This is a genomic window from Buttiauxella sp. 3AFRM03 (assembly GCF_003675305.1).
Classification (GTDB): Bacteria; Pseudomonadota; Gammaproteobacteria; order Enterobacterales; family Enterobacteriaceae; genus Buttiauxella; species Buttiauxella ferragutiae.
In genome coordinates, this window is record NZ_CP033076.1 from 2,724,860 (window position 1) to 2,748,804 (window position 23,945).

19 protein-coding genes, 1 tRNA gene, 2 rRNA genes and 1 riboswitch are annotated in these 23,945 nt (G+C 51.8%); of the genes, 10 read left to right on the forward strand and 12 right to left on the reverse strand.

The features are described from left to right. Window positions 1–70: 70 nt before the first annotated feature. From D8682_RS14180 to D8682_RS14190, 3 genes are all read right to left on the reverse strand, one after another. Window positions 71–2,979, reverse strand: a 23S ribosomal RNA gene (locus tag D8682_RS14180). Between the two features lie 219 nt (window positions 2,980–3,198). Further along, window positions 3,199–3,274: transfer RNA gene (locus tag D8682_RS14185), tRNA-Glu, on the reverse strand. A 90-nt stretch (window positions 3,275–3,364) separates the two neighbouring features. Then, a 16S ribosomal RNA gene (locus D8682_RS14190) occupies window positions 3,365–4,906 on the reverse strand. Together the 16S and 23S rRNA genes with 1 tRNA gene alongside form the textbook arrangement of a ribosomal RNA operon. Window positions 4,907–5,516: 610 nt before the next feature. Between D8682_RS14190 and purH the strand changes: the two genes are divergently transcribed. Continuing rightward, window positions 5,517–7,106, forward strand: coding sequence for a bifunctional phosphoribosylaminoimidazolecarboxamide formyltransferase/IMP cyclohydrolase (gene purH / locus D8682_RS14200; RefSeq protein WP_121814545.1), 1,590 nt, complete (start codon window positions 5,517–5,519; stop codon window positions 7,104–7,106). A gap of 17 nt (window positions 7,107–7,123) precedes the next feature. Continuing rightward, window positions 7,124–8,416, forward strand: a complete 1,293-nt coding sequence (gene purD, locus D8682_RS14205) for a phosphoribosylamine--glycine ligase (RefSeq protein ID WP_121814546.1) — start codon at window positions 7,124–7,126, stop codon at window positions 8,414–8,416. Window positions 8,417–8,462: 46 nt separating this feature from the next. On the opposite strand, the gene D8682_RS14210 is transcribed toward purD, so the two are convergent. From D8682_RS14210 to nudC, 6 genes are all read right to left on the reverse strand, one after another. Next, the gene (locus D8682_RS14210) at window positions 8,463–9,107 is read right to left on the reverse strand and encodes a DUF1481 domain-containing protein (RefSeq protein WP_370090667.1); all 645 of its coding nucleotides are present in this window, start codon (window positions 9,105–9,107) and stop codon (window positions 8,463–8,465) included. Between the two features lie 67 nt (window positions 9,108–9,174). Continuing rightward, window positions 9,175–9,447 carry a nucleoid-associated protein HU-alpha gene (gene hupA, locus D8682_RS14215; protein ID WP_032615913.1) on the reverse strand — a complete coding sequence of 91 codons (273 nt, stop codon included), beginning with the start codon at window positions 9,445–9,447 and terminating at the stop codon, window positions 9,175–9,177. Between the two features lie 185 nt (window positions 9,448–9,632). Next, window positions 9,633–10,223 carry a YjaG family protein gene (locus D8682_RS14220; protein ID WP_064541343.1) on the reverse strand — a complete coding sequence of 197 codons (591 nt, stop codon included), beginning with the start codon at window positions 10,221–10,223 and terminating at the stop codon, window positions 9,633–9,635. Between the two features lie 43 nt (window positions 10,224–10,266). Continuing rightward, window positions 10,267–10,938 (reverse strand): deoxyribonuclease V, encoded by a 672-nt coding sequence (gene nfi / locus D8682_RS14225; RefSeq protein WP_064541346.1) that lies wholly within the window; start codon window positions 10,936–10,938, stop codon window positions 10,267–10,269. Between the two features lie 9 nt (window positions 10,939–10,947). Beyond that, window positions 10,948–12,012, reverse strand: a complete 1,065-nt coding sequence (gene hemE / locus D8682_RS14230; RefSeq protein WP_064541349.1) for a uroporphyrinogen decarboxylase — start codon at window positions 12,010–12,012, stop codon at window positions 10,948–10,950. 34 nt (window positions 12,013–12,046) lie between these two features. Further along, complete coding sequence (nudC, locus tag D8682_RS14235; RefSeq protein WP_121814548.1) at window positions 12,047–12,820, reverse strand: NAD(+) diphosphatase; 774 nt, start codon at window positions 12,818–12,820, stop codon at window positions 12,047–12,049. 93 nt (window positions 12,821–12,913) lie between these two features. Between nudC and D8682_RS14240 the strand changes: the two genes are divergently transcribed. The 7 genes from D8682_RS14240 to thiH all read left to right on the forward strand — a co-directional run bounded on the left by D8682_RS14240 (window position 12,914) and on the right by thiH (window position 19,047). Continuing rightward, on the forward strand, window positions 12,914–13,417 hold the full coding sequence (locus D8682_RS14240) for an Rsd/AlgQ family anti-sigma factor (RefSeq protein ID WP_064541354.1): 504 nt from the start codon (window positions 12,914–12,916) through the stop codon (window positions 13,415–13,417). A 51-nt stretch (window positions 13,418–13,468) separates the two neighbouring features. After that, window positions 13,469–13,579: riboswitch (TPP riboswitch) on the forward strand. A gap of 88 nt (window positions 13,580–13,667) precedes the next feature. Beyond that, window positions 13,668–15,569 (forward strand): phosphomethylpyrimidine synthase ThiC, encoded by a 1,902-nt coding sequence (gene thiC, locus D8682_RS14245; RefSeq protein WP_121814549.1) that lies wholly within the window; start codon window positions 13,668–13,670, stop codon window positions 15,567–15,569. Continuing rightward, window positions 15,569–16,204: a thiamine phosphate synthase gene (gene thiE, locus D8682_RS14250; RefSeq protein ID WP_121815709.1), complete on the forward strand. Its 636-nt coding sequence runs from the start codon at window positions 15,569–15,571 to the stop codon at window positions 16,202–16,204. Before thiC ends, thiE begins: the two co-directional genes overlap by 1 nt. Beyond that, window positions 16,197–16,952 (forward strand): HesA/MoeB/ThiF family protein, encoded by a 756-nt coding sequence (locus D8682_RS14255; protein WP_121814550.1) that lies wholly within the window; start codon window positions 16,197–16,199, stop codon window positions 16,950–16,952. Before thiE ends, D8682_RS14255 begins: the two co-directional genes overlap by 8 nt. After that, complete coding sequence (gene thiS, locus D8682_RS14260) at window positions 16,936–17,136, forward strand: sulfur carrier protein ThiS (RefSeq protein ID WP_064541363.1); 201 nt, start codon at window positions 16,936–16,938, stop codon at window positions 17,134–17,136. Before D8682_RS14255 ends, thiS begins: the two co-directional genes overlap by 17 nt. 1 nt (window position 17,137) lies before the next feature. Beyond that, the gene (thiG, locus tag D8682_RS14265; RefSeq protein ID WP_064541368.1) at window positions 17,138–17,917 is read left to right on the forward strand and encodes a thiazole synthase; all 780 of its coding nucleotides are present in this window, start codon (window positions 17,138–17,140) and stop codon (window positions 17,915–17,917) included. Further along, a complete protein-coding gene (gene thiH, locus D8682_RS14270; RefSeq protein WP_121814551.1) occupies window positions 17,917–19,047 on the forward strand; it encodes a 2-iminoacetate synthase ThiH in 1,131 nt (376 codons plus the stop codon). The genes thiG and thiH overlap by 1 nt, the downstream gene beginning before the upstream one ends. Window positions 19,048–19,211: 164 nt before the next feature. On the opposite strand, the gene D8682_RS14275 is transcribed toward thiH, so the two are convergent. Next, window positions 19,212–20,357 carry an SIS domain-containing protein gene (locus tag D8682_RS14275; protein ID WP_064541375.1) on the reverse strand — a complete coding sequence of 382 codons (1,146 nt, stop codon included), beginning with the start codon at window positions 20,355–20,357 and terminating at the stop codon, window positions 19,212–19,214. Between the two features lie 53 nt (window positions 20,358–20,410). Between D8682_RS14275 and D8682_RS14280 the strand changes: the two genes are divergently transcribed. Then, a complete protein-coding gene (locus D8682_RS14280; protein ID WP_083963232.1) occupies window positions 20,411–21,190 on the forward strand; it encodes a GntR family transcriptional regulator in 780 nt (259 codons plus the stop codon). Here the strand turns inward: D8682_RS14280 and D8682_RS14285 are convergent. After that, complete coding sequence (locus D8682_RS14285) at window positions 21,180–22,493, reverse strand: 6-phospho-beta-glucosidase (RefSeq protein ID WP_121814552.1); 1,314 nt, start codon at window positions 22,491–22,493, stop codon at window positions 21,180–21,182. The two genes, D8682_RS14280 and D8682_RS14285, sit on opposite strands and share 11 nt — an antisense overlap. Next, complete coding sequence (locus D8682_RS14290; RefSeq protein ID WP_121814553.1) at window positions 22,486–23,838, reverse strand: PTS sugar transporter subunit IIC; 1,353 nt, start codon at window positions 23,836–23,838, stop codon at window positions 22,486–22,488. Before D8682_RS14290 ends, D8682_RS14285 begins: the two co-directional genes overlap by 8 nt. Window positions 23,839–23,945 lie beyond the last annotated feature (107 nt).

Below are 23,945 nucleotides of genomic sequence, written 5' to 3' on the forward strand. Positions count from 1 at the left end.
GACTTAAAATCTCGGTTCAAGCTGAAAATCAAATGTCATAGTCTCTCAACCAAAACACCTTCGGTGTTGTAAGGTTAAGCCTCACGGATCATTAGTACTGGTTAGCTCAACGTATCGCTACGCTTACACACCCAGCCTATCAACGTCGTAGTCTTCAACGTTCCTTCAGGACCCTTAAAGGGTCAGGGAGAACTCATCTCGGGGCAAGTTTCGCGCTTAGATGCTTTCAGCGCTTATCTTTTCCGCATTTAGCTACCGGGCAATGCCATTGGCATGACAACCCGAACACCAGTGATGCGTCCACTCCGGTCCTCTCGTACTAGGAGCAGCCCCCCTCAATTCTCCAGCGCCCACGGCAGATAGGGACCGAACTGTCTCACGACGTTCTAAACCCAGCTCGCGTACCACTTTAAATGGCGAACAGCCATACCCTTGGGACCTACTTCAGCCCCAGGATGTGATGAGCCGACATCGAGGTGCCAAACACCGCCGTCGATATGAACTCTTGGGCGGTATCAGCCTGTTATCCCCGGAGTACCTTTTATCCGTTGAGCGATGGCCCTTCCATTCAGAACCACCGGATCACTAAGACCTGCTTTCGCACCTGCTCGAGCCGTCACTCTCGCAGTCAAGCTAGCTTATGCCTTTGCACTAACCTCACGATGTCCGACCGTGATTAGCTAACCTTCGTGCTCCTCCGTTACGCTTTAGGAGGAGACCGCCCCAGTCAAACTACCCACCAGACACTGTCCGCAACCCGGATTACGGGTCTACGTTAGAACACCAGCCATTAAAGGGTGGTATTTCAAGGTTGGCTCCACAAGAACTGGCGTCCTCGCTTCAAAGCCTCCCACCTATCCTACACATCAAGGACCAGTGTTCAGTGTCAAGCTATAGTAAAGGTTCACGGGGTCTTTCCGTCTTGCCGCGGGTACACTGCATCTTCACAGCGATTTCAATTTCACTGAGTCTCGGGTGGAGACAGCCTGGCCATCATTACGCCATTCGTGCAGGTCGGAACTTACCCGACAAGGAATTTCGCTACCTTAGGACCGTTATAGTTACGGCCGCCGTTTACCGGGGCTTCGATCAAGAGCTTCAGCTTGCGCTTAACCCCATCAATTAACCTTCCGGCACCGGGCAGGCGTCACACCGTATACGTCCACTTTCGTGTTTGCACAGTGCTGTGTTTTTAATAAACAGTTGCAGCCAGCTGGTATCTTCGACTGCCTTCAGCTCCATCCGCAAGGGACTTCACCTACCGACAGCGTGCCTTCTCCCGAAGTTACGGCACCATTTTGCCTAGTTCCTTCACCCGAGTTCTCTCAAGCGCCTTGGTATTCTCTACCTGACCACCTGTGTCGGTTTGGGGTACGATTTGATGTTACCTGATGCTTAGAGGCTTTTCCTGGAAGTGCGGCATTTGTTACTTCAGCACCGTAGTACCTCGTCATCACACCTCAGCGTTAGATAAGAGTCCGGATTTACCTAAACTCTCCGCCTACATGCTTAAACCGGGACAACCGTCGCCCGGCTAACATAGCCCTCTCCGTCCCCCCCTTCGCAGTAACACCGAGTACAGGAATATTAACCTGTTTCCCATCGACTACGCCTTTCGGCCTCGCCTTAGGGGTCGACTCACCCTGCCCCGATTAACGTTGGACAGGAACCCTTGGTCTTCCGGCGAGCGGGTTTTTCACCCGCTTTATCGTTACTTATGTCAGCATTCGCACTTCTGATACCTCCACCAGACCTCACAGTCCAGCTTCAACGGCTTACAGAACGCTCCCCTACCCAACAACGCATAAGCGTCGCTGCCGCAGCTTCGGTGCATGGTTTAGCCCCGTTACATCTTCCGCGCAGGCCGACTCGACCAGTGAGCTATTACGCTTTCTTTAAATGATGGCTGCTTCTAAGCCAACATCCTGGCTGTCTGTGCCTTCCCACATCGTTTCCCACTTAACCATGACTTTGGGACCTTAGCTGGCGGTCTGGGTTGTTTCCCTCTTCACGACGGACGTTAGCACCCGCCGTGTGTCTCCCGTGATAACATTCTTCGGTATTCGGAGTTTGCATCGGGTTGGTAAGCCGGGATGGCCCCCTAGCCGAAACAGTGCTCTACCCCCGAAGATGAGTTCACGAGGCGCTACCTAAATAGCTTTCGGGGAGAACCAGCTATCTCCCGGTTTGATTGGCCTTTCACCCCCAGCCACAAGTCATCCGCTAATTTTTCAACATTAGTCGGTTCGGTCCTCCAGTTAGTGTTACCCAACCTTCAACCTGCCCATGGCTAGATCACCGGGTTTCGGGTCTATACCCTGCAACTTAACGCCCAGTTAAGACTCGGTTTCCCTGCGGCTCCCCTATACGGTTAACCTTGCTACAGAATATAAGTCGCTGACCCATTATACAAAAGGTACGCAGTCACCCCATAAAAGAGGCTCCCACTGCTTGTACGTACACGGTTTCAGGTTCTGTTTCACTCCCCTCGCCGGGGTTCTTTTCGCCTTTCCCTCACGGTACTGGTTCACTATCGGTCAGTCAGGAGTATTTAGCCTTGGAGGATGGTCCCCCATATTCAGACAGGATACCACGTGTCCCGCCCTACTCTTCGAGTTCACAGTATGTGCATTTTTGTGTACGGGAGTATCACCCTGTACCCTGCGACTTTCCAGACGCTTCCACTAATACACAAACTGATTCAGACTCTGGGCTGCTCCCCGTTCGCTCGCCGCTACTGGGGGAATCTCGGTTGATTTCTTTTCCTCGGGGTACTTAGATGTTTCAGTTCCCCCGGTTCGCTTCGTTAAGCTATGTATTCACTTAACGATAGTGCAACGAATTGCACTGGGTTTCCCCATTCGGAAATCGTCGGTTATAACGGTTCATATCACCTTACCGACGCTTATCGCAGATTAGCACGTCCTTCATCGCCTCTGACTGCCAGGGCATCCACCGTGTACGCTTAGTCGCTTAACCTCACAACCCGAAGATGTCTCGTAAGACACAATCGTATGTTGTGAAAATTTGAGAGACTCGAACATATCGTATTCCCATTCCTTATTACGGAGGAATGAGACGACATGTCGTTTCAATTTTCAGCTTGTTCCGGATTTTTAAAGAGCAATATCTCAAACATAACTCACTGAGTTAGTTTTGAGATATTCGGTGATAATGTCTTTCACACATTATCGGAGATGGCGTCCCCAAGGGGATTCGAACCCCTGTTACAGCCGTGAAAGGGCAGTGTCCTGGGCCTCTAGACGATGGGGACACGAATAATCCTTTGCAGGATATCGCTTTTTGCTCATTTACTTCTATCAGACAATCTGTGTGAGCACTACGCAAGTTCGTATCTATTAGGTAAGGAGGTGATCCAACCGCAGGTTCCCCTACGGTTACCTTGTTACGACTTCACCCCAGTCATGAATCACAAAGTGGTAAGCGCCCTCCCGAAGGTTAAGCTACCTACTTCTTTTGCAACCCACTCCCATGGTGTGACGGGCGGTGTGTACAAGGCCCGGGAACGTATTCACCGTAGCATTCTGATCTACGATTACTAGCGATTCCGACTTCACGGAGTCGAGTTGCAGACTCCGATCCGGACTACGACGCACTTTATGAGGTCCGCTTGCTCTCGCGAGGTCGCTTCTCTTTGTATGCGCCATTGTAGCACGTGTGTAGCCCTACTCGTAAGGGCCATGATGACTTGACGTCATCCCCACCTTCCTCCAGTTTATCACTGGCAGTCTCCTTTGAGTTCCCGGCCGAACCGCTGGCAACAAAGGATAAGGGTTGCGCTCGTTGCGGGACTTAACCCAACATTTCACAACACGAGCTGACGACAGCCATGCAGCACCTGTCTCACAGTTCCCGAAGGCACTAAGGCATCTCTGCCGAATTCTGTGGATGTCAAGAGTAGGTAAGGTTCTTCGCGTTGCATCGAATTAAACCACATGCTCCACCGCTTGTGCGGGCCCCCGTCAATTCATTTGAGTTTTAACCTTGCGGCCGTACTCCCCAGGCGGTCGACTTAACGCGTTAGCTCCGGAAGCCACTCCTCAAGGGAACAACCTCCAAGTCGACATCGTTTACGGCGTGGACTACCAGGGTATCTAATCCTGTTTGCTCCCCACGCTTTCGCACCTGAGCGTCAGTCTTTGTCCAGGGGGCCGCCTTCGCCACCGGTATTCCTCCAGATCTCTACGCATTTCACCGCTACACCTGGAATTCTACCCCCCTCTACAAGACTCTAGCCTGCCAGTTTCGAATGCAGTTCCCAGGTTGAGCCCGGGGATTTCACATCCGACTTGACAGACCGCCTGCGTGCGCTTTACGCCCAGTAATTCCGATTAACGCTTGCACCCTCCGTATTACCGCGGCTGCTGGCACGGAGTTAGCCGGTGCTTCTTCTGCGAGTAACGTCAATCACTGCGGTTATTAACCACAATGCCTTCCTCCTCGCTGAAAGTACTTTACAACCCGAAGGCCTTCTTCATACACGCGGCATGGCTGCATCAGGCTTGCGCCCATTGTGCAATATTCCCCACTGCTGCCTCCCGTAGGAGTCTGGACCGTGTCTCAGTTCCAGTGTGGCTGGTCATCCTCTCAGACCAGCTAGGGATCGTCGCCTAGGTGAGCCATTACCTCACCTACTAGCTAATCCCATCTGGGCACATCTGATGGCAAGAGGCCCGAAGGTCCCCCTCTTTGGTCCGAAGACGTTATGCGGTATTAGCTACCGTTTCCAGTAGTTATCCCCCTCCATCAGGCAGTTTCCCAGACATTACTCACCCGTCCGCCGCTCGTCACCCAGAGAGCAAGCTCTCCTGTGCTACCGCTCGACTTGCATGTGTTAGGCCTGCCGCCAGCGTTCAATCTGAGCCATGATCAAACTCTTCAATTAAAAGCTTGATTTGCTTCAACTCGTGAAGCGGTGCTCAAAAATTAACTTTCGTAATAATTCAACTAAATGAATTACTGCTTGGTCACTCTTCAAGACTTGATATTTTTTTGATACCCGAAGGCATCTGAGATATCAATCCTGCGAGTGCCCACACAGATTGTCTGATAAATTGTTAAAGAGCAGTGAGTTAGGCGCTTTCGCTTGCTAACTCGAGGTGGCGTATATTACGCTTTCCTCTTTCAGAGTCAACCCTTAATTTCAGGATATTTGACTCTCATCGCCGCCGTTACTCTGTGATGTTGTTCACATGTTCCGTGTCGATGGAGGCGCATTATAGGGAGTTCTGCTGAGGCTGCAAGCCTAAATATGCAGTAATTTTACTGACTGCTGCATTCCACAGCAAAACCCCGCCTTATACGCAGTTGTTCACAAAGTTATCCACAATTGTGATGAAGTCCCAAATTTTGCGAGCGTGACGCAAACGTTTTCGCTACAATGCCCCCGCATTAAAAGGACACCCCGTTTTGGGGCGTTAGCTGAGTTTTAGGGAAAATAACTAAAATTCAGCTAACGCTCTTCTATATGCGAACCAAAGCTAAGGGATCAAACCATGCAACAACGTCGTCCTGTACGCCGCGCTCTGCTCAGTGTTTCTGACAAAGCCGGTATCGTCGAATTCGCCCAGGCGCTCTCCCAACGTGGCGTGGAGCTGCTGTCCACTGGCGGAACCGCTCATCTGCTGGCTAAAGCTGGCCTGCCGGTAACCGAAGTCTCTGACTACACCGGTTTCCCGGAGATGATGGATGGACGTGTCAAAACCCTGCATCCAAAAGTCCACGGCGGCATTCTGGGTCGTCGCGGCCAGGATGATGCCATCATGGAACAACACGCTATCTCCCCGATTGATATGGTTGTCGTCAACCTCTATCCATTCGCCCAGACTGTTGCCCGCGAAGGTTGCTCTCTGGAAGATGCGGTAGAGAATATTGATATCGGCGGCCCAACCATGGTGCGCTCGGCGGCGAAGAACCATAAAGATGTCGCAATCGTAGTAAAGAGCAGTGACTACGAAGCGATCATTAGCGAACTGGATACTAACGAAGGATCCCTGACGCTCGAGACGCGTTTCGATTTGGCGATTAAGGCTTTCGAGCACACCGCCGCTTACGACAGCATGATCGCCAACTACTTCGGTAGCATGGTTCCTGCCTATCATGGCGAAAGCAAAGATCCTTCTGGTCGCTTCCCTCGCACGATGAACCTGAACTTCATTAAGAAGCAGGATATGCGCTACGGTGAAAACAGCCACCAGCAAGCCGCCTTCTATATAGAAGAAGAAATTAAAGAAGCGTCGGTTGCCACCGCGACACAAGTTCAGGGCAAAGCGCTCTCTTATAACAACATTGCTGATACCGATGCAGCACTGGAATGTGTGAAAGAGTTCAGCGAGCCTGCCTGCGTAATCGTGAAGCACGCCAACCCTTGCGGCGTGGCTGTCAGCGATTCCTTATTTGATGCATACGACCGCGCCTATAAAACCGACCCAACTTCCGCATTCGGCGGCATCATCGCGTTCAACCGTGAACTGGATGCCGAAACCGCGCAGGCGATTATCTCTCGCCAGTTTGTCGAAGTGATTATTGCCCCGTCAGCAAGCGTTGAAGCGCTGAAGATTACTTCCGCTAAACAAAACGTTCGCGTTCTGACTTGCGGCCAGTGGCAGCAGCGTGTTCCGGGTCTGGATTTCAAACGCGTTAACGGCGGTGTGTTAGTACAGGATCGCGATCTGGGTATGGTGACGGCCGCAGACCTGCGTGTTGTCAGCAAGCGCCAGCCGACAGAGCAAGAACTACGTGATGCGTTGTTCTGCTGGAAGGTGGCGAAGTTCGTGAAGTCCAACGCGATTGTGTATGCCCGCGAGAATATGACTATCGGTATAGGTGCGGGCCAGATGAGCCGTGTTTACTCCGCCAAAATCGCCGGTATCAAAGCAAGCGATGAAGGCCTGGAAGTGAAAGGTTCAGCAATGGCGTCTGATGCCTTCTTCCCATTCCGTGACGGTATTGATGCCGCAGCGGCAGTTGGCGTGAGCTGTGTTATCCAGCCTGGCGGCTCGATCCGCGATGACGAAGTGATTGCCGCCGCTGACGAACATGGGATCGCGATGATCTTCACAGACATGCGCCACTTCCGCCATTAATCCTGGAGCATCTATAAATGAAAGTATTAGTGATAGGTAATGGTGGGCGCGAACATGCGCTGGCCTGGAAAGCGTCACAGTCGCCATTGGTACGCACGGTATTCGTTGCACCAGGCAATGCCGGTACAGCTCTGGAAACTGCTTTGCAGAACGTGGCGATTAACCCGACGGACATTCCTGCTCTGTTGAGTTTTGCGCAAAATGAAAAAATCGACCTGACGATTGTTGGCCCGGAAGCACCACTGGTGATTGGCGTGGTTGATGCCTTCCGTGCCGCTGGTCTGAAAATCTTTGGCCCAACCCAAGGTGCCGCGCAGTTAGAAGGCTCTAAAGCCTTTACCAAGGATTTCCTGGCTCGCCATAAAATCCCAACTGCTGAATACCAGAACTTCACCGAAGTGGAGCCTGCACTGGCCTACGTCCGTGAAAAAGGTGCACCGATTGTGATTAAGGCCGATGGCCTGGCCGCAGGTAAAGGCGTGATTGTCGCTATGACGCTGGAAGCAGCAGAAGCCGCCGTTAACGATATGCTGGCGGGTAACGCATTTGGCGATGCCGGCCACCGTATCGTGGTGGAAGAGTTCCTTGATGGCGAAGAAGCCAGCTTCATTGTCATGGTAGACGGCGAAAACGTGTTACCAATGGCCACCAGCCAGGATCATAAGCGTGTTGGCGATGGCGATAGCGGCCCGAATACTGGCGGTATGGGTGCGTACTCCCCGGCTCCGGTCGTGACTGATGAAGTCCACCAGCGTGCTATGGATCTGGTTATCTGGCCAACCGTGCGCGGCATGGCGGCTGAAGGGAATACCTATACCGGTTTCCTGTATGCCGGGCTGATGATCGACAAGCAAGGTAACCCAAAGGTTATCGAGTTTAACTGCCGCTTTGGCGACCCTGAAACCCAGCCTATTATGCTGCGCCTGCAATCAGACCTGGTTGAGCTGTGCCTCGCCGCATGTGATGGCAAGCTGGACGTGACAACATCGAAGTGGGACGAGCGCCCATCTCTGGGTGTAGTGATGGCGGCTGGCGGCTACCCTGCCGATTACCGTAACGGTGATGTGATTCACGGTCTGCCCCTTGAAGAAGTCGCAGACGGCAAAGTATTCCACGCCGGAACGACATTGCGTGAAGACGATATGGTGGTGACTAATGGTGGGCGCGTTCTGTGCGTGACCGCATTAGGCGATACCGTCGCACAAGCGCAACAGCGAGCTTATGAGTTAATGAAGGATATCCACTGGGATGGCAGTTTTAGCCGCTCAGACATTGGTTATCGTGCCATTGAGCGTGAAAACGCGAAATAAGACTCGAAGTGCTCCTGAAAGACCGCCCGCGTGGCGGTTTTTTTATCTAGAATTTCGCAGGCTTCGGTTGCCAGCTACAGAAGTCCTGATTCGCCACCAGTAATAGTTGTGAACCTTCTGGTGCTTCCAGCCACGCAATGCTGACATCCATCGATGAGTGACGTTGTCGATTCGCAATATGGCTTAGCGCCGCGCTATCGAGATTGGGTTCGATTGTCTCGCCTTCACAGGTCGTCACTGTACCATTGTTGTGCCAGCGCCCTTGTCGCAAAACAACACGCCCAGTACGCAATGCTTCACTTGTGGCTTTCATCTGGCTCGCCTGATATTGATACAAGGCGATTTGGTCGTTAGAGAGCTGCTGCTTTTGACCGTCTACTTCGCGCTGCATAAAGCTCAGTTCGCCGTGATCGTCAAAACGCACTTTTACGTGCTCTGACGGCTGACTCAAAATCGTCATTTCAATCGAAATGAGTTGCTCACCCTGCCAACGGTAATCACTGGTGGTGGTTGCACCCTTCTGCCTCGGGCTAAACGCCGTAAGCATGCGGATAGTGTCATCATCACTGTTGTCTTTACGCCAAATGCGCACAACACCTTGATCGGCAATATAGCCGCTCGCGGTAAATGGCGGGAGAGGAGGTTTGCTGCTGCATGCCATTAACAGCAATGTGCCTGTCAGAACGGCCAAAGGACGCCAGACAAACAAAAGGGGCGTAAACGCCCCCTGCTAAAACTGTTCACTGACACTTGTTAACTTACTTAACAGCGTCTTTCAGTGCTTTGCCTGAAACAAATGCCGGCACGTTAGCTGCGGCGATTTTGATTTCATTACCGGTTTGCGGGTTGCGGCCAGTGCGCTCAGCACGGTGGTTTACCTTGAAGGTACCGAAACCAACCAGTTGTACAGCATCACCTTCTTTCAGAGACTCAGTAATTGCAGCCAGAGTGGATTCCAGAGCAGCTTTAGCCTGTACTTTAGACAGGTCAGCCTTGTCAGCAATTACATCAATCAGTTGAGTCTTGTTCATAAGTTATCCTTACAATGTGTTTATCGCTTGCTAAGCATCGAGTGCGACGGAAATGCCAAAAAAGCACTCTCCTGCATACACGCACCGATAGCCACTATTTTTCGCCCCACAAATGTAGACCAGACGGGGGCTAATTGGAAGCCTTCAGGGGTGACAATTCGGACTGTAAGTCACGTTTTGCTGTCTTACTGCTGAAAAATTATACCAATATTGCTGCTACCCGCCTCGCGCAGGTCCGAGCGAAGCCCTTTGATCAACTCAATATCACGTTCTTCGCAGTCAGCCAACAGGCGGAAAATCTCCCACTGAATGTCCCATTCCTCTTCAACAGCAGGGTTTTCTTTCAGTTCTTCGTCGGTCATTTCGCGACCAGCCTGGGTCATTTCTAACATAGCAACAGTGGTAATTGATGCCTTGCTGACTTCAATTGCGTGTTCCAGCGTTTCCCCTGAAAGACGTGAATGAAGTAATTCACTCAGCGCAACGCAAGCATCGATTGCCGGATAGACACCGTAAATATCGTAGTCATCAGCAACTGGAATACCTTCTTCGAATTTCTCGAGTTGGCTATCAAAGTTAACTTTCGCATCTTTGACCGTCAATGTTTCCCAAATCAAATCGAGAATGCGGCGATACAGTTGAGGATCACCAAATTCGGTCTGCTGGCAGAACATGGCGTAATTCGGGTACATACGTTCGCATAAAGAAGCCATGAAAGTGACATGCTGCCAGCTTTCCAGTTTCTCAAGGCGCAGATGGATTGGGTTTTGTAACATAACGATGTCTCAAAGACGGAATATTAGTGGCAGTTTACCTTAATCACCCTTGAATTGCTTGCCACCGAGTGAAAGCCGGACGCCCCGAAGCTACGGCATCCGCCCAGCGAGTCGGCTCGGGTAAACGGTAACCTGCCAGGCAACGATTAACCCATAACAACGCGGTATCAAGGCTGACACGATGGCCTGTTGAGACAAACAGCGGGTTGCAGCGCTTTTTACTGCGCAGCACCCAGGCAAGCGCTTCACCTTTGTCGGTCAGCAACTGGCAAGCGCCAGGTTCTTCAGAGAGCGCGTCAAACTTCCCACACAAGCGTTTCTTGGCAACGCCAATCGTCGGCACATCCACCAGTAGGCCAAAATGGGCAGCAACGCCCAAACGCCGTGGGTGCGAAATGCCGTGGCCATCGACAAACAGCAGGTCAGGTTTTTGCGATAGCATTTCCCACGCGGCAAGCAGTGCGGGATATTCGCGAAACGAAAGGAATCCGGGGATATAAGGCATGGTGGTGGCGACACGCGCCACCTGATATTCAACCAGCTCGAGGGAAGGATATTTCAACAGTACGATTGCGGCTCGTGTCACATCACCGCCCTGCTCAAAACCAACGTCAGCCCCGGCGATTAACCGGGGAGGATCTTGATCAAAGCGATCCTCGCGGCAGACCTGTGAAGCGAGTTCGATCTGTTGTGCGCGCAAGCTTGCAAGATCCATCCCCGATCCTTACTGGTGATACGGCTTCGACAAACGGTGCACCGCTTCGACAAATGCACCCGCGTGTTCTGGTGGAACATCCTGGTGAATACCGTGGCCCAGGTTAAAGACATGCCCTTCGCCTTTACCGAACCCAGCCAGAATAGTCGCCACTTCTTCTTCGATGCGAGCCGGTTGCGCATACAGCATGGACGGGTCCATATTACCCTGCAACGCCACTTTATGGCCCACACGACGGCGAGCGTCGGCAATGTCGGTCGTCCAGTCTAACCCCAGCGCATCGCAGCCGGTTTCAGCCATTGCTTCCAGCCACTGGCCGCCGCCTTTGGTAAACATCGTCACCGGCACACGACGACCTTCGTTTTCACGCAGCAGGCCATCAATGATCTTGTGCATGTAATACAGCGAGAACTGCTGATAATCACGCCCGGTCAACACGCCGCCCCAGGTATCGAAAATCATCACCGACTGCGCACCCGCTTTGATTTGCGCATTCAGATACAGCGTGACGCTTTGCGCCAGCTTGTCGAGCAGAAGATGCAGCGCTTGCGGGTCGGCATACATCATCTTTTTGATAACGGTAAAGGCTTTGCTGCTACCGCCTTCAACCATATAAGTCGCCAACGTCCACGGGCTGCCGGTAAAACCAATCAACGGTACTTCGCCTTTTAGCTCACGGCGAATGGTACGCACTGCATTCATCACATAACCCAGTTCATCTTCTGGATCAGGAATGGGCAGTTTTTCAACATCGGCGCGGCTGGTAATCGGTGCGCGAAAACGTGGGCCTTCACCCGCTTCAAAATAGAGACCAAGCCCCATCGCATCAGGCACGGTGAGGATGTCAGAGAAGAGGATCGCTGCATCAAGCTTGTAGCGACGCAGCGGTTGCAGAGTCACTTCGCAAGCCAACTCAGCGTTTTTGCACAGTGACATAAAATCGCCGGCCTGGGCACGCGTCGCTTTATATTCTGGCAAGTAACGACCCGCCTGCCTCATCATCCATACTGGCGTGGTATCTACAGGCTGGCGTTGCAGCGCCCGTAGGTAACGATCGTTCTTCAGTTCAGTCATGTTTAATTTCCTTTGGCTGTATGCCGCCAGTTTATCACTCATATTCCGCGCGACACAGGGCGACAGTATCTTCAATCAAACGGCGCGCGACCGTGCCTGGCGGAGGCAATAATGGCAATTGATCGTAGCGATACCAACCTGCATCAAGTAACTCTTTCGGGTCGATTTCAATCTCACCGCTGTGATATTCCGCCATGAATGCGGTCATCAGCGATTGCGGGAACGGCCACGGCTGCGACGTCACATAGCGTAAATTCTTCACGCGGATACTGCTTTCTTCCATGACTTCCCGTGCCACCGCTTGTTCAAGGGTTTCCCCGACTTCAACGAACCCAGCCAATACCGTGTAAATCCCGTTGCGATGGCGCGTGTGTTGGGCAAGCAGGATATGGTCATCGCGGCGAATAGCCACAATGATGCACGGTGAGATTTGCGGGTAGTAGCGTTCGCGGCAATGGCTGCACAGCATCGCCCATTCGGTTTTGCTGACGTGCATCTCATGGCCGCAATAACCGCAGAATTTGTGCGAGCGATAGAACTCCGCCAGTTGCACACCACGCCCGGCGAGCTGGAACAACCCCACATCCTGGTCAATGACCTGACGAACAGAGCCCATATCCGCACGGCGATTTTGCCGCACCAGCCATACCGGCTCATTTTCCCACTCACCGATGGGCATCCCCATCGCACCATCAAGCTGGAATTCTTGCGCTGCTCCGTGAGGTAGTTCACCTTTTGGTAACCACAATTTTTGCTCATGACTGACGATAAACCAGCCTTGATCTAACTTTTGAATTACACGTTCCATAACCTGGTGCACATCCCCGAGTTCGCTGGTATAAACAAATAGTCATAACTATTTTGGGTACGTTTGCGCTACATTTTACTCACGGAGTCAATCATGCTTAACCAGTTAGAAAATCTGACTGAGCGCGTTGGTGGTAGTAATGCGTTAATCGACCAATGGCTTCATGCCCGCAAACAATTATTGGTGGCTTACTACAATATGGTTGGGATAAAGCCTAACAAGGAATCCCATACTGCGCTCGATGAAAAGGCTCTGGATAATTTTTGCCACAACCTGGTGGATTATCTTTCATCCGGCCATTTCAATATTTATGAACGTATTATCAGTGAAATGGAAGGCAGTAACCCACATTTAGCCGCCACTCACCTCTACTCTCAGATTGAAGCCAATACCCAGCACATCATGGATTTCTACGATTCGCATCTCGAGAGCGCGATCGATGATGATAACTACATTGAGTTCCAGAAAGCGTTGTCCGGTATCGGTGAAGCGCTGGAATCACGTTTTTCGCTGGAAGATAAGCTCATTCTGTTAGCATCCAACCACGATTTAGATAACAGTGCTAATGAGAGCGGCGGGCTGGCACGCCCTGCTTGAGTTCTGCGTTGTTAACGAGTAGTTTACATAGCGACCCGTAGTAATACGGGTTTCTTCTTGTCGGAGTGCCGAGTGCGTCAAGCACCGGCTGAGACCGTTAATTCGGGATCCGCGGAACCTGATCAGGCTAATACCTGCGAAGGGAACAAGAGTAATTCTGCTTTTGGGTTCACCCGTGCGCGGGCGGTCCACATTCATTACTCCTCCGTTGTTCTGACAAGCCACTCCTTGATATTTACTGGAATGAGCTATGTCTATTACTGAAAAAAAATCAAACCGCCGCGAACAGCGCGCTGCTGCCCAACATTTTATCAATACCCTGGAAGGCACTGCTTTCCCTAACTCTCAGCGCATTTACCTTACCGGCTCGCGTGAAGATATCCGCGTCCCGATGCGTGAAATCCAACTTAGCCCAACCGCCACGGGCGGCAGTAAAGAAAATCCCCAGTTCACCCCCAATGATGCCATCCCGGTTTATGACACTTCTGGCGCGTATGGCGACCCGGAAATCAGCATTGATGTCCTGCGCGGTCTTTCGCCACTGCGCGAAAACTGGATTACCGAACGTGATGATTGCGAAATCCTGACCGATAGCAGTTCTGCCTACACCAAAGAGCGCCTGGCCGATGACGGTCTGGATGAATTGCGTTTCGAAACACAGCTCACGCCTAAGCGGGCTAAAGCCGGGAAAGCCGTCACGCAACTGCACTATGCACGCCAGGGAAAAGTGACGCCAGAAATGGAGTTCATCGCCATCCGTGAAAACATGGGTCGCGAACGCATTCGCGATGAAGTGTTACGCCACCAGCATCCAGGCCAGAGTTTTGGCGCTCGTCTGCCAGAAAATATCACGCCGGAATTTGTGCGCGACGAAGTGGCTGCTGGACGGGCAATTATCCCCGCCAACATCAACCATCCCGAATCCGAGCCGATGATTATTGGACGTAACTTCCTGGTGAAAGTGAACGCCAATATCGGTAACTCGGCGGTTACGTCGTCGATTGAAGAAGAAGTAGAAAAACTGGTGTGGTCAACGCGCTGGGGTGCTGACACCGTGATGGATCTGTCTACCGGCCGCTATATTCACGAAACCCGTGAATGGATATTGCGTAACAGCCCGGTCCCCATCGGCACCGTGCCCATTTACCAGGCGCTGGAGAAAGTGAATGGCATTGCCGAAGACCTGACCTGGGAAATGTTCCGCGACACACTCCTGGAACAGGCCGAGCAAGGCGTGGACTATTTCACGATTCACGCCGGTGTGCTGCTGCGTTACGTGCCGATGACCGCCAAACGCCTCACCGGGATTGTTTCGCGCGGTGGTTCGATTATGGCGAAATGGTGCCTGTCGCATCATCAGGAAAACTTCCTGTATGAGCACTTCCGCGAAATCTGTGAAATCTGCGCGGCTTACGACGTTTCACTCTCTTTAGGCGACGGCCTGCGTCCTGGCTCTATTCAGGATGCCAACGATGAAGCTCAATTCTCTGAACTCCACACGCTGGGCGAGTTAACCAAAATCGCCTGGGAATATGACGTACAGGTGATGATTGAAGGCCCAGGACATGTGCCGATGCAGATGATCCGCCGCAACATGACCGAAGAACTGGAGCATTGCCACGAAGCACCTTTCTATACCCTCGGGCCGTTAACCACAGACATCGCACCAGGTTACGACCATTTCACTTCAGGCATTGGTGCTGCGATGATCGGCTGGTTTGGTTGCGCGATGCTGTGTTATGTCACGCCAAAAGAGCATCTCGGCCTGCCAAACAAAGAAGATGTGAAACAAGGGCTGATTACTTACAAGATTGCAGCACATGCCGCAGACCTGGCAAAAGGCCACCCTGGCGCACAAATCCGCGACAACGCCATGTCAAAAGCGCGCTTCGAATTCCGTTGGGAAGACCAGTTTAATCTCGCGTTAGACCCGTTCACCGCGCGCGCTTATCACGATGAAACGTTGCCGCAGGAATCCGGCAAAGTTGCGCACTTCTGTTCGATGTGCGGGCCAAAGTTCTGCTCAATGAAAATCTCCCAGGAAGTCCGCGATTTCGCCGCCAAACAAGCCATTGAAGTTGGTATGGAAGACATGTCGCAATCTTTCCGTGCGAAAGGTGGCGAAATTTATCTGCGTCAGGAGGAAGTGTGATAAATCAATCCGCTTTCCCCCCTGTCCCACTACGGCTGGGCTTGTATCCGGTAGTAGATAGCGTTGAATGGATTGCCCGTTTGCTAGAAGCAGGCGTGCGCACTATTCAGTTGCGTATCAAAGATAAGCGTGACGATGAGGTTGAAGCCGATATTGTTGCGGCAATCAAACTCGCCCATAGCTCCAAAGCTCGTCTGTTCATCAACGATTACTGGCAACTGGCAATCAAGCATCGCGCTTACGGCGTACATCTGGGCCAGGAAGATATGGACGTTGCCAATCTGGATGCCATTCGCGATGCGGGCCTGCGCCTCGGGCTTTCCACGCATGACAATATGGAAATGGATCGCGCCCTGTCGGCGCGCCCCTCTTACATTGCGCTGGGGCATGTTTTCCCTACCAACACCAAGCAGATGCCGTCGGCCCCGCAAGGGCTTTCGCAACTCGCAGCGCATATCAAAACGTTGGGCGATTACCCGACTGTCGCCATTGGTGGGATAAGTATTGAACGCGTTCCGGCGGTGCTTGCCACGGGCGTGGGCAGTGTCGCGGTGGTGAGCGCAATTACTCTGGCTCCAGACTGGCGAGCGGCAACCGCACAGCTACTGGAGCTTGTGGGAGCCGGCGATGAATGATGCCGATTTCATGCGTTACAGCCGCCAGATGCTGCTGGAAGACATCTCCATTGAAGGGCAGCAAAAACTGCTCACCAGCAAAGTGTTAATCGTCGGGCTTGGCGGACTAGGTTCGCCAGCCGCGCTGTATCTGGCTGCCGCGGGCGTTGGTACGCTGATTCTGGCTGACGATGACCTTGTGCATATTAGCAATCTTCAGCGCCAGATTTTGTTCACTTCAAACGATCTAGACCAACCAAAATCCCTGGTCGCCCAACGCCATCTACAGCAACTTAATCCTGATATCGAACTTCAGGTTATTAGTGAACGGCTGGCGGGAAAATTACTCAGGCAGACGGTAAAAAACGCCGATTTAGTACTGGATTGCAGCGACAACCTGGCAACGCGTCATGCTATTAACGCGGCGTGCGTTACGCATAGCAAGCCGCTGATTTCCGCCAGCGCAGTCGGTTTTGGCGGGCAACTGATGGTGCTGACACCGCCGTGGGAAAATGGCTGTTATCGCTGTGTGTGGCCGGATGAACACGAGCCGGAACGTAATTGCCGCACCGCAGGAATCATCGGCCCGGTGGTGGGTGTAATGGGAACATTGCAGGCACTGGAAGCGATAAAACTACTGAGCGGAATGCTCCCGGCCAGCGGTTCTTTGCGCCTGTTCGACGGCCGTCAACATAGCTGGCGCACCCTCGCTATGCAGAAAGCGGCGGGCTGCCCGGTATGCGGAGGGCAAGATGCACATTCAGTTTAACGACGAGCCGATACAATGCGTGGAAAACCTGACATTGGCAAAGCTGCTGGAACAATTGCGTTTCTTGCAGCCAGGCGTCGCGCTGGCGATCAACCAAACCATCATTCCGCGTGAGCAATGGGAAACTTATTTGTTGAATGATGGCGACCAGATCCTGCTTTTTCAGGCTATAGCCGGGGGCTAACATGCTAAAGATTGCTGATAAAACCTTCTCATCACGCTTGTTTACAGGCACCGGGAAATTCTCCTCACCACAGATGATGGTTGAAGCGATTCGCGCTTCTGGCTCACAGTTAGTCACGATGGCGATGAAACGTGTCGATTTGCGTAACCATAACGATGCGATCCTCGCGCCATTACTCGAATCTGGCGTGCAATTGCTACCTAACACTTCCGGTGCAAAAACAGCTGAAGAAGCGATTTTTGCTGCCCAATTGGCACGTGAAGCGCTCGGCACAAACTGGCTAAAACTGGAAATCCATCCGGATGCTCGCTATTTGTTACCCGACCCGATCGAAACGCTGAAAGCGGCTGAGAAGCTCGTCAAACTGGGGTTTGTGGTACTGCCTTATTGCGGTGCCGATCCAGTTTTGTGCAAACGGCTTGAAGAGGCAGGATGCGCGGCGGTAATGCCGTTAGGCGCTCCCATTGGGTCAAATCAGGGCTTACAAACCCGGGCGCTGTTGGAGATTATCATCGAGCAAGCCCGGGTGCCGGTGATAGTTGATGCGGGAATTGGTGCGCCAAGCCACGCCGCGGAAGCGTTAGAAATGGGGGCTTGCGCAGTGCTGGTTAACACCGCCATTGCTGTGGCACGCGACCCAGTTCAGATGGCACACGCTTTTCGTTTGGCCGTGGAAGCTGGTGCAATCGCGGCGCAGTCTGGACTGGGCTCTCGCCACCAGCATGCGCAGGCTTCCAGCCCACTAACGCAATTTCTGCAATTCGGCCAGGAGGATGCGTGATGGCCCGAACTTTCACTGACCGCTGGCGTGAACTGGACTGGGACGACATCCGGCTTAGCATCAACAGCAAAACAGCTGCCGATGTAGAACGGGCATTGAGCAGCAGCAAAATCACTCGCGACGATCTCATGGCACTGCTTTCGCCCGCAGCCAGCCAATATCTGGAACCGCTCGCACAGCAGGCACAGCATTTAACTCGCCAGCGGTTTGGTAACACGGTGAGTTTTTACGTGCCGCTTTATCTCTCGAACCTGTGCGCTAACGACTGCACGTACTGCGGTTTTTCGATGAGCAACAAACTCAAACGTAAAACACTAGACGAGCACGAGATTGAACGGGAATGCGCGGCGATTCGCAAATTAGGCTTTGAGCATTTGCTGTTGGTGACCGGTGAACACCAGAGCAAAGTGGGAATGGATTATTTCCGCCAGCACCTGCCCACGATTCGTCGCCAGTTCAGCTCGCTGCAAATGGAGGTTCAGCCGCTGGATGAACATGAGTATGGCGAACTGAAAACCCTCGGCCTGGATGGCGTCATGGTTTATCAGGAAACCTATCATCAGGCAGTCTATGCGCAACATCATTTGCGCGGTAACAAACAGGACTTCTTTTGGCGGCTGGAAACACCGGACAGGCTTGGTCGTGTGGGGATCGATAAAATTGGCCTCGGTGCGTTAATTGGTTTATCGGATAGCTGGCGTACCGACTGTTTTATGGTGGCAGAGCATTTACTATGGCTTCAGCAAAACTACTGGCAAAGCCGCTATTCGATTTCATTTCCACGATTACGCCCTTGCGCAGGTGGCGTAGAACCGGCATCGGTGATGACAGAAAGCCAGCTGGTGCAGGTGATTTGCGCGTTTCGTCTGCTTTCGCCAGACGTGGAGCTTTCGCTTTCTACCCGTGAATCGCCCTGGTTCCGCGACCATATGATCCCGCTTGCGATTAATAACGTCAGTGCATTCTCCAAAACCCAGCCCGGAGGCTACGCCGATAATCATCCCGAGCTTGAACAGTTTGCGCCACACGACGGACGCACACCTGCAGAAGTTGCAGCCGCCTTAACACATTCCGGTTTACAACCTGTCTGGAAGGATTGGGATAGTTTTTTGGGAAGAGCCTCGCAGTAGCATTGCAAGTTTGCAGGACAAGCAAAATGCTTCCCGAGCCGTGCCGAAGAGTGGTTCATTCACCGTTGTCTTGATGGCTTCAGTAAAATATTGTCGCCCCTGTCGGAATGCAAACCCGGCTGGGGCGGGAACTCATCCCTTCTCATTGCCGCCCCACCTTCCCATTAGTAGACGGTGACTTTCGCGACCTTCGCGACTTTACCATCACGGGAAGGCGTATCAGGCGTGACGCCCAGCTCAATAGCACGGTAAAGCCCAGCCAGTTGTGCGAACACCACATAAATTAACGTAGCCCACGATTCGTGGTAATCCGCCAGTTCCGGAGAGGCAAAATGAAAATAACGATCCCCCGGTTTAGCGCTAGCAGGTAGAGCATCATGACCGATGGCAATAATTTGCGCGGTGGCGCTTCGCTCACGTGTCAGCTCCGCCATCATGTCACTGTCATAGCGGTGGATGTCGGCACGCGCGGCAAGATAACCGATGACGGTGGCATCGCGGTTGATAATAAGCTTTGGCCCATGGCGGAATTCCAGCATTGAATGCCAGGCTGTCATCACCTGGCCGTTACCCATTTCCAGCAGTTTGAGACTGGTTTCACAGGCAACGGCTTTTAGCGACAGGGAACCCACCACCACGACATTGTTGCGAGACTCTGCCGCCCACTGTTCGATATCCGCGGCATAGGTGCCCAGGAAATGGTTCAAACCACGTTGTAAAATCGGCAGGACTTTTTCTGCTTCAGGCCAGCCCGCAGGAGCCACCAGCAACATCAAATACCACAGGGGAACCGTGAATTCGGAAGTGGCGGCAAAGCTACCGTTAGAGGTGCCCTCTGGTACCGGGACAAAAAGCCCTTCGGGATGCTGCTGCGCAAGCTGAGCCAGGCGGCTACTGGCATTATTTGTCACCGCGAGGTGGCGCATTTTCGGATACGTTGCGAGAGCACGCTCCACAACCTTAACGGTTTCTGGTGTGTTACCTGAACTACTCACAGAAACCAACACGGTATTTTCTTGTAAGCTTTCAGGCATGAGTACCAGGTCGGTTGCCGGCACCACATCAATTTGATTTGGTACCACACTACGCAACCAATTCACGCTCGCCTGTGCAGCCAACAAAGATGAACCCGCGCCAGTAATGAGGATACGCATACCGGGATCGCATTTAGCCCAAAATGCTTCAACATCCGACTGACGCGCTTTGATTTGTGCTAGCCCTTCTTCCCACAGACGTGGCTGAGCCACGATGGCTTCAACGGTTAAACTGGCTCCCTTTTGCTGCCAGTACGCTTCATTATGATTTAACATGTTTATTTTCCACCTCTTATGGAACTTGCGCCGCGCCGGAAAATTGCTTTAGCATGCCGACACTCGCACTTTTATTCGTTAACAACCCTATCGGGGGAACCATGAAACCGGTGTACATCCTTATTCGCGATACGCTGAAAAGCGATATTCAGAACCAAAAGTACCCGGTTGGCTCCCTGATCCCTTCTGAACGCGAACTGGCGGAAACCTACCAGGTCACGCGTGCTACGGTGCAAAAAGCCATTGCCCATATGGAACAAGAAGGCCTGGTTAAAAAAGTGGTCGGCAAAGGTACCTACGTAAATCGCGCTTTTGCGCCACCGGTTTATTTGCTCAACCCAGACGGCGAAAGCAGTGCGCTAGGCGTCACGAAAGAACTCAGTGGCAAAGTCACCATCACCAGCCGGCTGATTTACCATGTCCAGCAACCTGCCGGTGAATACCTTGCAAACCAGTTTGGCGTGCCTGAAAACGAGCCTGTACATGCTATCCGCCGCGTTCGCCTGTTTGATGGCACGCCGGTGCTAGTTGAGGACAGCTACATTCCGTTAGCGATTGTCGATGCCATTGACGACGACGTTCTGCAAAACCACTCGCTTTACGCCTTCATCGAAGAGAAGTGCCAGCAAAAAATCGGCGGCACAGACTCAATGGTAGGAGCCAGCTTGTTTGACGATGTAATGGCGGCCCTGCTAGACATCCCCGTTAACTCCCCCATGTTGCACATCAAAGAGAGCACCTGGCTTGAGGACGGCACGGTGTTTAACTACTCGTGGAGTTACAACCGTGGCGACCTCTTCAGAATGCGCAGCCGTAAAAATCTCATTCCTTAAAGAATTGCGGCAGATATTCGCGGTGCGCTTCGAGTAATTCATCAAGCACCACTTTTGCTACTTTTCCCGAAGGAACCAACGGGTTCAGGGTTAACGCTTGCAAAGCTGCACCGTAGTCACCGGTGACAGCGGCTTCGACCGCCATTTCTTCCCAGGCTTTCATCAGAGAAACTAAACCTGAAACAGTGGCAGGCAACGGATCGTTGTTCAGCGGAATCGCACCGTAGCGCCCAATAACGCAGGTCGTTTCAATGGCGACGTTATCCGGCAGTGAACGAATTGCCCCGTTGTTGCGCACGTTAACTGTCATCAGGAGATTTTTATCGTTGTAAATTGCACTGATTAGCTCGCAGGCTGCTTCGGAGTAATAAGCCCCACCGCGCTGCTCAAGCAGTTTTGGTTTTTCATGCAGCTGTGGATTTCTGTACAGCTCAAATAACTCATGCTCAACCGCTTGCACCACTTCGCCACGAGTTCCATGTTCTTCGAATTCCTGAAGCTGCTTTTCCAGCACATCACTGGTGGCGTAGTAATACTGGTGATATGGGCATGGGATCACGCCAAGATGCTGGATTTGCTCCTGAAGCCACGGAATGTCCGGGATATTTTTCGGTTTGTGTTCAGTGTCATATTTAAGGTTTTTCAGCACGTCTGGCATGACATCTTTGCCATCCATGTAGACATGGGTGCCATACAGGAAATGGTTTAAGCCAACGAGTTGCAGCAAGAAGCGAGATTTATCTACACCGAGAATTTCTGCCACCATGCGTTGCATTGACTGGGATAAATTACATAGCCCAACGCATTTAATTTTGCTGTGCTTGATAACCGCTTCAGTGACGATGCCACTCGGATTGGTGAAGTTAATCAGCCACGCGTCCGGACAAAGCTCTTCCATGTCGCGGCAGATATCCAGAATGACCGGAATGGTGCGCAAAGCTTTGGCCAGCCCGCCCGCACCGTTTGTCTCCTGCCCAATTAGCCCATGTGACAATGGAATACGTTCGTCTTTAATACGCGCATCAAGTTGCCCCACACGTAGTTGGGTGGTGACAAAATCAGCATCTTTCAGCGCTTCTCGCCTGTCGAGGGTGAGATGTACCTGGCAGTCGATGCCAGCAGCCTCAACCATGCGTTTTGCCAGGTTACCAACAATCTCGAGCTTTTCGCGTCCGGCTTCTACGTCCACGAGCCAGATTTCTTTAATCGGCATTTCTGCATAGCGTTGGATAAAACCTTCGATAATCTCCGGCGTATATGAACTGCCGCCACCGATGGTCACTATCTTTAATTTATTATTCATTACGTAATCCTTCTTTATATTCCAGGGCTATTTCATCCTGATTAACGATATTTTCTTCTAGCTCGTTTTCTTCTCGCAGATACTGCTTATCCAGCGTCATAACGAACGGATAATAAATTGTCATCGCGACCGCGAGGTTAATGGCCTGGAACAACATACCTTTCCAGCCGCAGATTAAAAAACCGCTGATGAAAATAGGTGTAGTCCAGGGAATTTCCAGACCCGATGTCAATGGCAGCCAGCCAAAAGCCATAGCGCTATAGGTTATGACGCAAAGCACAACCGGAACGATAATAAAGGGGATAAACAACAGTGGATTTAGAGCAATGGGAACGCCAAATATAATGGGCTCATTAATATTAAAAATGGCGGCTGGAGAGGCAAGTTTGGCGATTTCACGCATGCGTTTGCTCTTCGCGCGGAACAACATCACCAACAGCATCGCCAGGGTAAATCCAGTCCCGCCACAAATCAAAAACACATCACGAAACTGTTGAGTAATGATGTTGACCGGTGGTAATCCTTGTTTCATTGCCTGCATGTTTTCAAGCGTTAATGAACGCCAGATTGGCCCCATGATGGCAGTAACGATAGAGTCGCCATGCAGCCCGAAAAACCAGAAGAAGCTGACAAAGAACTCTGCAACCATCTGCGATGGTAGCGTGTTACCAAGATGCATCATCGGTGCTTGCAGCACTTTGAAAATCATCTCCTGGGCCGTACCAAACGGTGTGATTTCAAAGACCAGACGAAGCAGCCAGAAGATAACAACAATCAAAAATGACGGAATGAGCGAGCTGAAGCTATTGGCAACCGCTGGCGGAACGCTGTCCGGCATTGAAATCATCAGCCGTGGATGGTTGAACAACCTGTAGAGCCGAACCGCCACCAGCGTGACAATTAAAGACAGGAAAAGCCCCTGCGCACCAAGCGCAAAGGTCGGAATGACATCCGTGATTGCGTCGCCATTTTCTTGTGGCATTCTGAACGGCGTAACAATTAAAAAAGCCACCAGTGAAATTAACACACAGGATATTTCATTTAACTGCCAGCGCTTTGCGAGGCTGATACTGGTACTGACTACCACCAGCAATGCCATCACAGAATAAGTGGCATCAAGAATATAATTCAGTTGCCCAATAAAATGCTCTCCGAAAATTCGAATAATAAATTCGCTATAACCGGGAATAGGTAAATTCGCTATCAGCAAAAAGAAAGAACCAATAATTAAAAATGGCATAATCCGAATGAAGCCATCTTTAATGGCCGAGAGATAATCATTCCCTTCAATCTTCATTGCCAGAGGCAATATTTTCCTTTCCATAAAAGCAGTGAAATTTTGCATGTTGTGGCTCACTGTGCTGGTTTTGATGTAAGTGGTATATACCACTAAATTGAAGACTATGTAGTTCAGGGTTTTCTGTCAATGGAGCACAATGAGGTTTACCAGGA